Origin of the sequence: Polaribacter sp. PL03, from assembly GCF_033875165.1 — a bacterium.
Lineage (GTDB): Bacteria > Bacteroidota > Bacteroidia > Flavobacteriales > Flavobacteriaceae > Polaribacter.
In genome coordinates this window covers 139,853-154,343 of record NZ_JAWZSV010000001.1, presented here as the reverse complement: position 1 = coordinate 154,343, position 14,491 = coordinate 139,853, and the positions used below count along the sequence as shown (strand labels likewise).

Annotated in this window: 13 protein-coding genes; 10 read left to right on the top strand and 3 right to left on the bottom strand. The window is 29.1% G+C overall.

What is annotated here, in order from left to right:
- Positions 1-20: 20 nt before the first annotated feature.
- The 3 genes from SHK09_RS00630 to SHK09_RS00620 are packed head-to-tail and all read right to left on the bottom strand — an operon-like array spanning position 21 to position 2,959.
- Positions 21-887 (bottom strand): acyl-CoA thioesterase II, encoded by an 867-nt coding sequence (locus SHK09_RS00630; RefSeq protein WP_319808830.1) that lies wholly within the window; start codon positions 885-887, stop codon positions 21-23.
- Complete coding sequence (locus tag SHK09_RS00625) at positions 874-2,064, bottom strand: peptidogalycan biosysnthesis protein (RefSeq protein ID WP_319808829.1); 1,191 nt, start codon at positions 2,062-2,064, stop codon at positions 874-876. The genes SHK09_RS00630 and SHK09_RS00625 overlap by 14 nt, the downstream gene beginning before the upstream one ends.
- A 1-nt stretch (position 2,065) precedes the next feature.
- Positions 2,066-2,959: a metallophosphoesterase family protein gene (locus SHK09_RS00620; protein ID WP_319808828.1), complete on the bottom strand. Its 894-nt coding sequence runs from the start codon at positions 2,957-2,959 to the stop codon at positions 2,066-2,068.
- Positions 2,960-3,263: 304 nt separating this feature from the next.
- Between SHK09_RS00620 and SHK09_RS00615 the strand changes: the two genes are divergently transcribed.
- The 10 genes from SHK09_RS00615 (at position 3,264) to SHK09_RS00570 (ending at position 14,451) form a co-directional block, all read left to right on the top strand.
- Positions 3,264-4,379 (top strand): efflux RND transporter periplasmic adaptor subunit, encoded by a 1,116-nt coding sequence (locus SHK09_RS00615; RefSeq protein WP_319808827.1) that lies wholly within the window; start codon positions 3,264-3,266, stop codon positions 4,377-4,379.
- A 3-nt stretch (positions 4,380-4,382) separates the two neighbouring features.
- Complete coding sequence (locus SHK09_RS00610; protein WP_319808826.1) at positions 4,383-7,583, top strand: efflux RND transporter permease subunit; 3,201 nt, start codon at positions 4,383-4,385, stop codon at positions 7,581-7,583.
- Positions 7,570-8,889: a TolC family protein gene (locus SHK09_RS00605; RefSeq protein WP_319808825.1), complete on the top strand. Its 1,320-nt coding sequence runs from the start codon at positions 7,570-7,572 to the stop codon at positions 8,887-8,889. Before SHK09_RS00610 ends, SHK09_RS00605 begins: the two co-directional genes overlap by 14 nt.
- A 67-nt stretch (positions 8,890-8,956) precedes the next feature.
- Complete coding sequence (locus tag SHK09_RS00600; protein WP_319808824.1) at positions 8,957-9,088, top strand: hypothetical protein; 132 nt, start codon at positions 8,957-8,959, stop codon at positions 9,086-9,088.
- Positions 9,089-9,203: 115 nt separating this feature from the next.
- Positions 9,204-9,836, top strand: coding sequence for a Crp/Fnr family transcriptional regulator (locus tag SHK09_RS00595; protein ID WP_319808823.1), 633 nt, complete (start codon positions 9,204-9,206; stop codon positions 9,834-9,836).
- A 63-nt stretch (positions 9,837-9,899) separates the two neighbouring features.
- Positions 9,900-10,196: a thioredoxin gene (gene trxA / locus SHK09_RS00590; RefSeq protein ID WP_319808822.1), complete on the top strand. Its 297-nt coding sequence runs from the start codon at positions 9,900-9,902 to the stop codon at positions 10,194-10,196.
- A gap of 103 nt (positions 10,197-10,299) precedes the next feature.
- On the top strand, positions 10,300-11,631 hold the full coding sequence (locus tag SHK09_RS00585) for a cytochrome ubiquinol oxidase subunit I (protein WP_319808821.1): 1,332 nt from the start codon (positions 10,300-10,302) through the stop codon (positions 11,629-11,631).
- Between the two features lie 2 nt (positions 11,632-11,633).
- Positions 11,634-12,707, top strand: coding sequence for a cytochrome d ubiquinol oxidase subunit II (gene cydB / locus SHK09_RS00580; protein WP_319808820.1), 1,074 nt, complete (start codon positions 11,634-11,636; stop codon positions 12,705-12,707).
- Positions 12,708-12,728: 21 nt separating this feature from the next.
- Positions 12,729-13,037, top strand: a complete 309-nt coding sequence (locus SHK09_RS00575) for a hypothetical protein (RefSeq protein ID WP_319808819.1) — start codon at positions 12,729-12,731, stop codon at positions 13,035-13,037.
- Positions 13,038-13,146: 109 nt separating this feature from the next.
- Positions 13,147-14,451 carry a TolC family protein gene (locus SHK09_RS00570; protein ID WP_319808818.1) on the top strand — a complete coding sequence of 435 codons (1,305 nt, stop codon included), beginning with the start codon at positions 13,147-13,149 and terminating at the stop codon, positions 14,449-14,451.
- Positions 14,452-14,491 lie beyond the last annotated feature (40 nt).

Below are 14,491 nucleotides of genomic sequence, written 5' to 3'. Positions count from 1 at the left end.
TTTTTTAAATCTAATACTGTTTATTTTTTCATTGGTCTTAACAAACCTTCTTGCGCAACAGATGCAATTAATTCTCCTTTTCTTGTAAAAATATTTCCCTTAGACAAACCTCTAGCGCCAAAAGCATTAGGCGATTCAACAGAATATAACATCCAATCATTAAAATCGAAATCTCTAAAAAACCACATAGAATGATCTAAACTTGCGGTTTGTGTATTTCCAAAATTGTAATTACTTGCATTTGGGTTAAATGCCGGATTTAATATATTATAATCAGAAATATAAGTAAGAATTTCTTGTTTTGTTCTAAAATCTAATTCTTGTTTTTCTCCTTTTAAGCGAAACCAAACTTGTTCTTTTGGTGGTAAATCTTCTGGTTGTAAAGGGTTAGGAATTCTTACTGGTTTAAATTCTATAGGTCTTTCTATGCTTAAGAAATATTTCATCGATTTTGGTAAAAAATCACCAAATTTATTCAATATATCATCCCAACTTATTAGTTCTTCTGGTTGTTTTATTGTGGAGTCAAATATTGCTTGATGCTCAAAACCATCTTCTTTTTGATGAAATGAAGCTGCTAGAATAAATATCGTTTTATCATTTTGGCTTGCAGTAACTCTTCGAGTAGAAAAACTACCACCATTTCTTACTTCTGCAACATGGTAGTTAATAGGAATTTCTAAATCTCCTGCTTCTAAAAAATAGGAATGCAAAGAATGTAGAATACGTTCTTTTGGTATTGTTTTGTAAGCAGCATTAACGGCTTGTGCTAATACTTGGCCACCAAAAACATGTGGACTTCCAATAGTTACACTGTTTCCGCTAAAAGCGTGATTACCTAAGTCTTCTAAATTTAAAAGTGAAATTAATTCTTTAGTGTTTTTCATGCTTAGTTTCTACAGTTTTAAAAGGAAATTTTTGTTGAAATGGAGTGGGTTGAACTCTTTGCAAAAATAACTTTAAAATTTTGTTTTTAATAGTTTTTTGATGACGAAGATACATGGTTAGGTCTTGAGGAACTGCACCAACAGAACTTTTTATTTCGCTAGCAGTTCTACCAAAATTTAAAATTTTTAGTCTTTTATTGATAGCAATTTCTATATAATCGTATAGCATTCTTTGGTAAATAGCATGTTCTCTATTTAGTAAATAATCGATACCTACAAAATGCGCATCTAAAGAATTCTGATTTATAATACCAGAGATAAAGCCTACAATTTTATCTTCCAACCAATAAGATTTTAGAATGTAATTTTCTCCAAATTTTTCTTTTAAATCTTTATATGTATCCAAATTAAAACTTCCTAAATTAAAACCTGCATTCGATGCAACTTTTTCATATAAAGAAGTCATTTTTGGTAATTGTTCTTCTATGTTTATTAACGTAATTTCCTCTATGCGAATATGTGCGCTTTGCTTAAATGCTTTTTTAGCCTTTACTCTAAACTTCGTTTTCATTGAAGCTAAATAATCATCAAAATTTTGCCAATCTGTATGAAGTTCTAGTTTCATGTTTGGCTCTACAGAAAATGGATGATAACTAAAATACTTTAATTCATTAGAAATAAACAAAGACTCTTTGGCAAAGTCTTTAAGTAAGAATGCGTCTATTTGTTTTTTTAATTTTTTATCAGAATTTACAAAATGATTAATACTTTTTGCTAACTCTTTTATGATTGCTTTTTTGTCTTGATTTTCCTTTATAAAAACACCGTGTTCTCCACTAACAAACGTGTTTCCACAGATTAATAGTTTTAATGGTTTTTTATCTGGAAACACATGTAGCTTTCTACCAATATTTTTTAAAAGTTCGAAATCGTTTTTAATTGAATTCAATTCGAAATCGATAATTTTTATACTTGCAAAAGCCGTAGGTTCGTTTTTATCATCAACCAAAATAATATAAGAAAATGTTATTTCTGGATGATTTTTTTCTAACGATTTTAAAAAATTTGGATTAAAATAACTATTTCTGGTACAACCTAAAGCTTCCCAAATTTTGGGAGAAATTTCATCTATAGAAGAGAAAAATAATGCAGTATTTGTGTTTGTACAACAAATCAAATTAATTCATATAGTGTTTTAAGTTTTCTGGTCCTTCTAAAATGGTTCTTTTAATTTGCAAAGTTCCGTTTTCTAAAGTAATAATATGCCATTTTATAAGGCAAATTTCATTATTTTCTATTTCGATACCTGTAATAGATCTTGGGTGTACACAGCTTCCATCATTAAAAAACGGAATTTCATTTTTATCAGGAAAACGAGGCCTGTGTGTATGACCAGTAATCATCATTTGATTATTGTTTTCTTGAATCCAATTTTCTAATTTCTGTTCTACCTTAATACGTTCTTTAAAATTTTGAGCAGGACTTGTTGGATCAGAAAAACCTAAGATTTGTAAAGGTTTCCAAAGTACTTTTACAAGAAAACTACTAAATCGCCAGAAAACATAATTAAACCAATCTGCTTGATGGCCGTGTAGAAGAAAAATTTTCTTTCCAGAATTTTCGTCTTCTAAAACAATTGCTTCAGAAAAAGAAGCGCCAATTAGCAGTTCTTTTTTAGTACTTGTTACAGTGTCGTAATAATAATGCAAGTTCTTACGAATTGCTGCTGGGTTTTTGTATTTCATGTCGTGATTTCCCCAAACGAAATGCAATCGATTATTGTCATGAAATTTTTTAAGCCATAAATAAATGTGTTTGTTGGCTTTAAATATATTTGTAAAGTTTCTGTTTTCCCATAACTCATCACCATCACCCAACTCAATATACGTAAAATTATTGTTGTAATAATGTTCTAAAGCATGCTTAAACATGTTTCGGTTGTGCGCAAAATCATCTGCAAAACCATTGTCTCCTCTATGAGAATCACTAAAAAGCACAAATTTAGAATCTGCATTAAAGCAAATTCTTTTCGCATTTTTAAAAGCACGAGAAATTCTAAAATTAGAAGACATTTTTATTCTTTTTTGAAGATATAAAGATGCTAAAAAAAAGTGGTTTTATAAATTTTACTTTAACGGTGGTTTTTTAGAAAAACTGTAATTGCTGTTCATTCTTGTTAAAAAAAAATTAATGAAGTAAAAAATAATAAACCAATTGAATAATATAGTTTTCTGTTTTTATTATTTAGAAAATAAATTATAACGTTTCTTTAACATTTTACTTTTAAACCTAACTGTTTACTTTTTGTCTAAAAACTATCTTTGTACAAACTATTAATACCTTTTTTTTATTCTAAAAAAGGTAAACCATATTATTATGAGAAAAATTATTCTAGCTGTTCTAGGAATTTTAAGTATTGTAGGTGCTATTCTTTTAGGAAATTATCTTATTGATAATAACCAGAGACCAAAGCCAAAATTTAAAAAACAAATAAAAACTGTTTTTGTAGAGAATGTAGAAAATAAAGATATTCCTATTATTTTATCTGCAAGTGGAAACTTAACTGCTAAGAATAAAATAGAAATATTTTCTGAAGTACAAGGAATTTTAAAAACTTCTAATAAACTTTTTAAAGCAGGTACAAATTACAATAGAGGTGAAACATTATTAAGTATTAATAGTGATGAGTTTTACGCAAGCTTGCAATCTCAGAAAAGTAATTTAAACAATTTAATTACATCTATTTTACCAGATTTACGTTTAGATTACCCTGTAGAATTTACAAAATGGGAAAGTTATATTAAAGGTTTTGATATGAATAAATCTACACCTAAACTACCTGTATTTTCTTCGGATAAAGAAAAATATTTTATTTCTGGAAGAGGAATTTTAACTGCATATTATAACGTTAAAAATTTAGAAGTTCGTTTTTCTAAGTATCATATAAGAGCTCCTTTTTCGGGTATTTTAACTGAAGCTTTAGTTAGTCCTGGTTCTCTTGTTAGAGTAGGGCAGAAGTTAGGTGAATTTATAAATCCTAGCGTTTATGAAATGGAAGTTTCTATAAATTCTGAATTTGCAGATTTATTAAAAGTAGGTAATGCTGTTGCGTTAACAAACTTAGAGAAAACTAAAAATTATACAGGTAAAGTAGTTCGTGTAAACGGTAAAGTAGACCAAGTTACACAAACTATAAAAGCTTTTATAGATGTTAAACATAAAGATTTAAAAGAAGGTATGTTTTTAGAAGCAAACTTAATAGCAAAATCTGAATCTGAAGCAATAGAAATTCCAAGAAAATTATTGATAGAAAATTCGGCTGTTTATACAGTTAAAAACGATAGTGTTTTAAGTTTGGTTACTATTAAACCTGTTTATTTTGGAACAGATAATATTATAATAAAAGGACTTAAAAATAACGATAAAATTTTAACGCAAAATTTACCAGGAGCTTTTGATGGTATGATTGTAAAAATCAACAAAAAGAAATAAGCTATGAGAAAAATCATTACTTATTTTATAAAATACCCAGTTGCCGTTAACGTAATAATTATTGCATTTATTATTTTTGGTGCTGTTGGTGCTTTCAGTATGAAATCATCTTTTTTTCCTTTGGTAGATTCAGAATTAATAAATATTTCTTTAGCATACCCAGGTGCTTCACCTGCAGAAATGGAAGAGGGAGTTGTGTTAAAAATTGAAGACAATTTAAAAGGAATTGTTGGTGTAGAAAGAGTTACTTCTGTTTCTAGAGAAAACTCTGCAACAGTTAGTATAGAGGTAGAAAAAGGAAAAAATATAGACGTTGTTTTATCGGATGTAAAAAATGCAGTAGATAGAGTACCTTCCTTTCCTTCTGGTATGGAACCCGCAGTAATTGCAAAAGTAGAAAGCATAAGACCAACAATTAGTTTTACAGTTAGTGGAGACAATGTTTCTTTAAAGTCTTTAAAACAGTATGCAAGAAATGTAGAAAATGATATTAGAGGAATCGATGGAATTTCACAAGTTGCAATTTCTGGTTTTCCAGACGAAGAAATAGAAATTGCTGTAAGAGAAAACAATTTACGCTCTTACAATATGTCGTTTACCGAAGTTGCAAACGCTGTTAGAAACTCTAATATTTTAATAACAGGTGGTAATATTAAAACCTCTGAAGAAGACTATTTAATTAGGGCAAGTAACAGATCTTATTACGGTGTAGAACTTCAAAATTTAATTGTTAGAACAGAAACAAACGGAAATATTATTCGTTTAAAAGATATTGCAGAAGTAAAAGACACTTGGTCTGAAACACCAGATAAGTTATATTATAACGGTAATTTAGCTATTAATGTAACAGTAAGTAATACAAATAATGAAGATTTACTTTCTTCTGCAGATAAAATTAAAGAATACATTAACAAATACAATCAAGAAAACCAAAACGTACAATTAAATATTTCTAGTGATGCTTCTATTTCTTTAAATGGAAGAACTTGGTTATTAATAGAAAATGGCGTTGTTGGTATTCTTTTAGTGTTATTCTTTTTAGCATTATTTTTAAACCTACGATTAGCAATTTGGGTAGCTTTTGGTTTGCCAGTTGCATTTTTTGGGATGTTTATTTTTGCAGCACAATTTGATGTAACCATTAATGTATTATCTCTTTTTGGAATGATTATCGTTATTGGTATTTTGGTAGATGATGGTATTGTTATTGGAGAAAATATTTATCACCATTATTACGATTTAGGGAAATCTAAAATTAATGCAGCAATAGACGGTACAATGGAAGTAATTCCGCCAATTGTTTCTGCTATCTTAACTACAATTATTGCCTTTTCTACATTCTTCTTTGTAGACGGTAGAATAGGAAGTTTCTTTGGTGAAGTTTCTACAATTGTATTATTAACTTTAATTGTTTCTTTAATAGAAGCATTAATTATTTTACCAGCACATATTGCCCACTCTAAAGCTTTAGATAGAAAAAGATTAGAGGAAGGAGTCGAAAAAAAGAAAAATGTATTTGATGCTTTTTTTACGAAAGTAAACACTTTAGCAGATAATTTATTAATGAAGTTTAGAGACACTTTTTACATGCCGTTTCTAAAATTCTGTTTACAAAATAAAATATTTGCTTTTTCTATACCAGTTGCATTAGTAATATTTAGCATGTTAGCTATGAATGCAGGTATTGTTAAACAATCTTTTTTTCCTAGAGTTGCTAGTGACAGAGTGCAGATTACGCTAAAAATGCCACAAGGAACTAATGAGCAAATAACAGATTCTATTATTTCGTCTATAGAAGAAAAAGTTTGGTTAACAAATAAAGAATATACAGAAAAGCAAACAGGTAATATTGCTATTGTAGAAAATGTAATTAAAAGAATTGGTCCTGGTAGCGCAAATGCAACACTTACGGTAAATCTATTGCCTGGGGAAGCAAGAGAATTCTCATCACCAGAAATAACAAATTCTATTAGCGATAAAGTTGGGAAAATTTACGGTGTAGAAAGCTTAATTTTTGGTTCTGGAGGTAATTTTGGTGGAAGCCCAGTTGCAGTTTCTCTTTTAGGAAATAATATTAGCGAACTAAAAGCTGCGAAGCAAGAGTTGAAACAAGTTTTAGAGAACAACCCACTTTTAAAAGATATTTCAGACAATGACCCTGCAGGAATTAAAGAAGTAAAAATTACGTTAAAAGACAATGCTTATTTATTAGGGTTGAATTTGCAAGCTATTATGGCGCAAATTAGATATGGTTTTTTCGGTTTTCAAGCGCAACGTTTTCAAAGAGGACAAGATGAAATTAAAGTTTGGGTACGTTATGATAGAAAAGACAGGTCTTCTATAAAAAACTTAGACGACATGCGTATTATTACGCCATCTGGTACAAGAGTTGCATTTTCTGAAATTGCAAACTATACAATAGAAAGAGGAGATATTGCAATTAATCACTTAAAAGGGAAAAGAGAAATTCAGGTTTCTGCAGATTTAAAAGATCTTGAAACAAGTGCCACAGAAATTTTAGATGATATTAAGGCGAGAGTTATGCCAGAAATTATATCTAAATATCCAACAGTTGCTCCACTATATGAAGGCCAAAATAGAGAAGCAAAGAAAACAACAGATTCTGTAGGTCTTGTAGGACCTATTATTTTATTATTAATCTACATTGTAATTGCATTCACATTCCGTTCTTATAGCCAACCAATATTGTTAATTATTATGATACCTTTTAGTATGATAGGTGTTGTTTGGGGGCATTTCTTTCATGATTTTTCAATAGGAATTTTATCCTTTTTAGGAATTATAGCTCTGGTGGGTATTATGGTAAACGATGGTTTGGTTTTAATAGGTAAGTTTAATAATTATCTAAAAGAAGGTATGAAGTTTGACGATGCACTTGTTGCCGCTGGTCAATCTCGTTTTAGAGCAATATTTTTAACCTCCTTAACTACTGTTGCAGGTTTAGCGCCATTATTATTAGAGAAAAGTAGACAAGCGCAATTTTTAATTCCAATGGCAATTTCTATTTCTTACGGAATTGCAATTGCAACCGTTTTAACACTGGTAATGTTGCCTTTATTACTATCTGTTTCTAACTCGATAAAAGTATGGGTAAAGTGGTTAAAAACAGGAGAAGAAGTTACAAAAGAAGAGGTGGAAAGAGCAATAATAGAATCTAAATTTGACGAAAATGAAGATCATTAGAAATACAATATTAGCAGTCGTTCTTTTATCGACTTTACAAGGAATTTCACAAGAAATTTTAACAAAGAAGGAAGCGTTAGAGGTTACATTAGAAAATAACTTCGGAATTAAAATAGCGAATAACAATTTAGCCATTGCAAAAAATAATACGAGTATTTACAATACAGGCTTTTTGCCAACAGCTGCTATTTCTTCTGGTGCAAATTATCGAAGAGACAACCAAGAAATTACACGTCAAGACGGTACTTCTACGAGTATAAGTGGTGCAGTTACTAAATCTTATAATGCTTCATTAGGTTTAAATTATGTAATTTTTGATGGTTTAGGAAGAAAATATAATTATCAACAATTAAAAGAAACGTATAATTTAACAGAATTACAAGCAAAAGAAACTATAGAAAACACCTATTTACAATTGTTTACTACCTATTTTCAAATAGCAAGATTGTCTGAAAATAAGGATAATTTAAATGAAGCATTGTCAATATCTAAACAAAGATTGCAGCGTGCAAAATATCAATATGAATATGGGCAATCTACCAGATTAGAGCTATTAAATGCAGAGGTAGATGTAAATAATGATAGTATTACATTAATAAATGCAAATCAGCAATTAAGCAATGTAAAACGTGGCTTAAATATTATTTTAGGCGTAGAAAAACCTGTTGATTATGTGGTAGAAACAGAAGTAGAATTTATTAAAATAATGAATTTTAATGAGCTTCAGAAAAAAACAATTGCTAATAATTCAATTTTAAAGCAAAACGAAAAAAATATTGCTATTAGTGAGTTTAACATCAAAATAAACAAGGCAAATTATTTACCGTCTTTAGGTTTAAATACTTCTTATGGTTGGAATAAAAGTGAAAACCCTGCAACGTCATTTTTAGCAGGTTCAACTTCTAACGGTTTAAATGCAGGTTTAAGTTTATCATGGAATTTGTTTGACGGTGGAAGTACAAAAACTGCTGTAGCGAATGCGAAAATTGCAGTAGAAAATCAACAAATATTATTAGAGCAACAAAGAGTAACCATAGATAATAACCTTAAAACTACTTGGGAGAATTATAAAAACCAATTATTTATTTTAAGAGCGCAAGAAAAAAATGTGCTAACTACTCAAAATAACTTCGATAGAACTACAGAACGCTACAAGTTAGGGCAAGTTACTTCTATTGAGTTTAGGCAAGCTCAAATTAATTTTATTAATTCTAAAACAGCTTATAATAACGCTAAATTTGATGCTAAATTAATTGAATTACAACTGCTACAATTAAGTGGAGATATTTTAAATATAAAGTTTTAAGAAACTGACTTTTATCATAATTTATAAAAAGCATAAGTTTTAATTTTGTTGTATAAATTAAATAATTATGAGTTTTTTAAATACACCACTTGTTTCTTGGGTTAACGGTACAATTATGATTGGTATTTTCGCGCTAGTTGTTGTTGGCTTAGTTGTAGCCGTATATTTATTAATGAGCACAGATAAAAAAGCAAAATAAAAAAATACATTTTTCATAAAATAAAACCTGAGTTTTACTCGGGTTTTTGTTGTTGCAATAAGTTTTAATTTAAGAAATCATTTGATTACTTTTATAGGTGTAAAAAAAAGTAATAATGACAAATGAATTAGATGTTAATTTTGGTTACCTTTTTGAAGAAGATTTAATAAAAGAAATAACTAAAGTAGGTATTCCTAAAACTTTTTCTGCAGAAACTACAATTATAGAAAAAGGAGATTATATAAAATCGATGCCATTATTACTGTCTGGTGCTATTAAAATACTTCGAGAAGACGAAAAAGGCGAAGAGTTAGTATTATACTATTTAGAAAAAGGAGACACTTGTGCTATGACTTTGTCTTGTTGTATGGGACAAACAAAAAGTAAAATTAGAGCCGTTGCAGAAACAGATGTAAGTCTAATTATGTTGCCTAAAGAGAAAATGACCGAATGGTTAAGCACCTTTAAAAGTTGGCAATCTTTTATTTTACAAAGTTACCATAATAGAGTAGATGAACTTTTAGAAGCAGTAGATACTATTGCTTTTTTAAAGATGGATGAGCGTCTTTTTAAGTACTTAAGAGATAAAGCAATGGTAAACCAGAATGATGTTTTAAATGTTACTCACAAACAAATTTCAGAAGATTTACATACCTCTAGAGTGGTAATTTCGAGATTGCTTAAGAAATTAGAAAACGAAAATAAAATACAACTTTATAGAAACAGTATTAAAGTATTAGAACTGTAACATATGTAACCTAGAAAAGGCTATTATAATGTTAGTTTTGTCGCAATATTAGAAATAATAATTATGAATTTTACAGAAATAATTAATCAAGATAAACCCGTTTTAGTAGATTTTTTTGCTGAATGGTGCGGACCATGTAAAACAATGAGTCCTATTTTAAAAGAAGTAAAAGATACTTTGGGAGATAAAATTTCTATTGTTAAGATAGATGTTGATAAGAACCAATCTTTAGCCGCAAAATACCAAGTAAGAGGTGTACCAACCTTAATTTTATATAAACTTGGTAAACAAGTTTGGCGACAATCTGGTGCTGTACAAAAAAACCAATTAATTACAACAATAAATAGTTTTAGTAAATAGCTAAAATTATTTTATGATAGAATAATCATTTTTGTGATGTTAGTAATAAATGTTACATTAAAATAGTGAACTCTATCGTATTTTTATAGTCTAAAACAAGAATATGGAAGACATGATCTTTTACGATAGGTTGCAATTTGCATTTACTATCACTTTTCATTATATATTTCCGCAATTAACAATGGGGCTTTCATTAATGATTGTCTTTTTTAAATGGAAATATTTAAGAAATAATGATGAAAAATATAACAATGCGGCTAAATTTTTTATGAAAATTTTTGCGGTAAATTTTACAATGGGTGTTGTAACAGGAATTCCAATGGAATTTCAATTTGGTACCAATTGGGCAAAATTTTCTGAATTAACTGGTGGAATTATCGGTCAGACTCTGGCAATGGAAGGTATGTTCTCTTTCTTTTTAGAATCGTCTTTTTTAGCGCTCTTTATTTTTGGTGAAAAACTAATGGGGCAAAAGCTCCATTTTTTAACAGGCTTTTTAGTCTTTTTAGGTTCTTGGGCAAGTGGTTGGTTTATTTTAGCCACCAATGCTTGGATGCAACATCCGGTAGGTTATGAAATTTTAGAAAACGGTAAATTTGTATTAGAAAACTTTTCTGACTTATTTACAAATCCTTGGTTATTGCCTGCTTTTTTACATAATCAAATGGCATCTGTGGTAACTTCTTCTTTTGTGGTTGCAAGTATTGGTGCATTTTATATTCTAAGAAAAAAACAAGTAGAATACGGAAAACTATTCTTAAAAACAGGTGTAATATTCGGATTGGTTTCTAGTTTATTAGTCGCTTTTCCTACAGGAGATTGGAACGCTAAAAACGTAGCAAAATATCAGCCAGCATCTTTTGCTGCAATGGAAGGTATTTTTGAAACTGAAGAAGCAGGAGCCGAAATTGTTTTAGTTGGGCAACCAAATATGGTAGAAAAAAAATTAGATAATAAGATTGCAGTACCTAATATATTAAGCTTTTTAACCCACCAAGATTGGAACAAACAAATTCCAGGAATGGATCAATTTAAAGAAGAAGAATTACCAGACAATGTGCCTGCGCTTTATTATTCTTATCATATTATGGTTGGTTTAGGTACCATATTTATAGGAGTTACGGTATTATCCCTTTTCTTTTTATGGCGCAAAAAACTGTATACTTTTAAACCTTTACTTTGGTTTATTATGTTTTTGGTTCCGTTTCCATACATCGCTAATCTTACCGGTTGGTATACCGCAGAATTAGGTAGACAACCCTATTTGGTCTATGGTTTATTAAAAACGAGTGCAGGAGTTTCACCTACAGTTTCATCTGGTAATACTTTATTTACTTTATTAGGCTTTGTTGCTTTATATATGTTATTAGGACTGTTATTTTTAGTTCTAGTAGGTAAAACGATTAATGAAGGACCTAAACTTCAAAAACATTAACTATGGAAATTTTTTGGTACATTATAATAGCAATAGTTTTAGCGGTATTTTTTATTTTAGATGGGTATGATTTTGGTACAGGAATCGTTCATTTATTTTTTGCTAAAAAGGAAAAAGACAAAGAAGTAATTGCAAAATCTGCAGGTTTATTTTGGGACTCTAATGAAGTTTGGTTAGTTGCCGCAGGCGGTATGCTTTTTATGGCATTTCCTACCTTTTATGCTTCTGTTTTTAGTGGTTTTTATTTGCCTTTAATTATCGTTTTGTGGTTAATTATTTTTAGAGCAATTGGATTAGAATTTAGAAGTCAATTTAATTTTCAAATGTGGAAAGATATTTGGGATAAATCATTTGGTATTTCTAGTTTATTATTAGCCTTGTTTTTTGGCATTGCTTTAGGAAACATAGTTAGAGGTGTAAATTTAGGTGGCGTAGAAAAAGGAGTTTCTGTTTACGAAGGGCATTATTTTTTCTTGCCTCTGTGGAATAGTAGTTTTAGTCCGTTAACAGAACATCCAGGAGTTATCGATTGGTTTACAATTGTTATAGGTTTAATTTCTGTAGTTACTTTAACAATTCATGGTGCCAATTGGGTAATATTAAAAACGAATTCATCAATAAACGAAAAATTGAAAGGTGTTATTTTTAAGTTGAATATTGTGTTAGGAATACTAACTATATTTTCTTTATTTGTTTGGCAAATAGTGAATCCTAATTCGTTAGATAATTTTATTGAAAAACCTTATTTATTGGTGTTTCCTCTTATTTATTTAATAGGATTAATTGGCTTGTTTTTTATCAAAAGAATAAAGAAAGATAGCTACGGATTTATTTTGTCTACTTTATTAATATTAGGTGGAATTACATCATCTCTAGCGTCATTATTCCCTATGTTATTACCTTCTGTTAATGACGTTAATGAGCCTTTAACAATTTATAATACATCCTCTTCAGAATACGGATTGTCTGTTGCTTTAACTTGGGGTATTATTGGGTTTATTCTACTTTTTGTGTACATGATTATTCAAAAAAGATTAATGGCTGGTAAGGTTGATAAAATGGATTACGGACATTAATTAACAGCTATTATTATTATTATGACAGAAACTCTTATTTCTTTAATTAGTATTTTATTAGGAATAATAGGAGCAATTTTAATGGGTTTTACATTTAAGAAATATTCTTTTGGTCTTGTTGGAAACACAATTTCTGGTGTTTTTGGAAGTATTTTTTTTATTAAATTTTTTGGAAGATTAGGTTTTAGTCCAACATTTATTGTAGAAAATAGCACCTTCAATGTTTCATTACTTATTCTAAATTGTATAGTTTCTTTTTTCGGAGGAGTTTTAGGTTTACTTCTCATAAAAATTATAGATTTTAAAATGAATAAAAAAGCAGCAAATTAGCTGCTTTTTTGCTTCATATTTTTTAGAATTTTTTCTATTTTCATGTAACATAGGTTACACTTAGCTATTTTTCCTACACTTACTTTTGTATCAGTAAATTAAATGATACATGAAAAATACCATATTTATATTTTCTTTATTTATAGGAACCTTTCTCTTACAAGGGCAAGAAATGAAACTAATATCTAAAGCAGAAGTTTTAGCAAAAGTATCAGAAAAAAATACAACGATTAAGATTTCTGAAGAAGAGTTTAATGCTTCAAAAGCAGATTATAGACAAACAAATTCGGTGTTTTTACCAAACATTACAGCGAGTCATACTGGTATTTCTACAACAAATCCTTTAATGGCTTTTGGTTCTAAATTAAATCAAGAAATATTAACAGCAAATGATTTTAATCCAGCTTTATTAAACGATCCAACAACGACAAGAAATTTTGCAACAAAAATAGAAATTCAGCAACCATTAATTAATTTGGATGGCTTTTATCAACGAAAAGCAGCGAAGTCTAAAATGGAGGCAATGTCTTTAAAAACAGCCCGTACACAAGATTATTTGGTGTTTGAAGTAGAAAAAGCATATATGCAATTACAATTAGCATATCAAGGAGTTTCAGTTTTAGAAAAAGCATTAGAAGCTGCAAATGCAAATAAAAAAATGGCTGATAATAGTTACAACCAAGGTTTTTTACAGCGAGCTGATGTTTTAAATGTAGAAATACGAGTAACAGAAGTTAAAAATCAGTTGCAGACTGCAAAAAGTAATGTGCAAAACGCTTCTAATTATTTGTCTTTTTTAATGAATGATGAAAGCTATGTTGTTTATAAACCAACAGAAAGTTTAAAGGTTTCTAATTTAACTGTTGATAATAAATCAGTTTCAGAAAACAGAGCAGATATTAAAGCAATGCACTTAGCATCTAAAGGATATGAAGCAATGAATAAAGCGGATAAAATGGCTTTTTTACCACGTTTAAATGCTTTTGGAAGTTATGAAATGTACGACAACAAACTTTTTCAAGGAAGTGCAAACGGATATTTAATTGGCGCACAATTAAGTTGGGATTTGTTCCAGGGTTCTAAACGTTTTGGAAAAGCACAAAAAAGTAAAGCGGAATTCGAGAAATCTAAGTTAGAATACAATCAATATGTGTCTAAAAGTAATTTAGAATTAAATAAAGTAAAGCGTCAATTAGTCGATGCAAAGAACAGATTAGATTTAACAGATTTAGCAGTGCAACAATCTAAAGAATCTTTAAGAATTAGAAAAAATAGATTTAAAGAAGGTTTGGAAAAAACGTCAGATTTATTAATAGCTGAAACTCAATTCGCTCAAAAGCAATTAGAATACTATCAAACTATTTATCAATATAATTTTACACAAACGTATTTAGAATTTTTAACTAAAGAATAGAAAGAGTTGGCAGTAATCAGTCGCAGTTTTCAGTAAAAAA

What these genes read in the sequence shown, in the direction of transcription:
- SHK09_RS00630 (WP_319808830.1), bottom strand. Translation starts at nt 887, where the DNA reads ATGAAAAACACTAAAGAATTAATTTCACTTTTAAATTTAGAAGACTTA.
- SHK09_RS00620 (WP_319808828.1), bottom strand. Translation starts at nt 2,959, where the DNA reads ATGTCTTCTAATTTTAGAATTTCTCGTGCTTTTAAAAATGCGAAAAGA.
- SHK09_RS00615 (WP_319808827.1), top strand. Translation starts at nt 3,264, where the DNA reads ATGAGAAAAATTATTCTAGCTGTTCTAGGAATTTTAAGTATTGTAGGT.
- SHK09_RS00610 (WP_319808826.1), top strand. Translation starts at nt 4,383, where the DNA reads ATGAGAAAAATCATTACTTATTTTATAAAATACCCAGTTGCCGTTAAC.
- SHK09_RS00605 (WP_319808825.1), top strand. Translation starts at nt 7,570, where the DNA reads ATGAAGATCATTAGAAATACAATATTAGCAGTCGTTCTTTTATCGACT.
- SHK09_RS00600 (WP_319808824.1), top strand. Translation starts at nt 8,957, where the DNA reads ATGAGTTTTTTAAATACACCACTTGTTTCTTGGGTTAACGGTACAATT.
- SHK09_RS00595 (WP_319808823.1), top strand. Translation starts at nt 9,204, where the DNA reads ATGACAAATGAATTAGATGTTAATTTTGGTTACCTTTTTGAAGAAGAT.
- trxA (WP_319808822.1), top strand. Translation starts at nt 9,900, where the DNA reads ATGAATTTTACAGAAATAATTAATCAAGATAAACCCGTTTTAGTAGAT.
- SHK09_RS00585 (WP_319808821.1), top strand. Translation starts at nt 10,300, where the DNA reads ATGGAAGACATGATCTTTTACGATAGGTTGCAATTTGCATTTACTATC.
- cydB (WP_319808820.1), top strand. Translation starts at nt 11,634, where the DNA reads ATGGAAATTTTTTGGTACATTATAATAGCAATAGTTTTAGCGGTATTT.
- SHK09_RS00575 (WP_319808819.1), top strand. Translation starts at nt 12,729, where the DNA reads ATGACAGAAACTCTTATTTCTTTAATTAGTATTTTATTAGGAATAATA.
- SHK09_RS00570 (WP_319808818.1), top strand. Translation starts at nt 13,147, where the DNA reads ATGAAAAATACCATATTTATATTTTCTTTATTTATAGGAACCTTTCTC.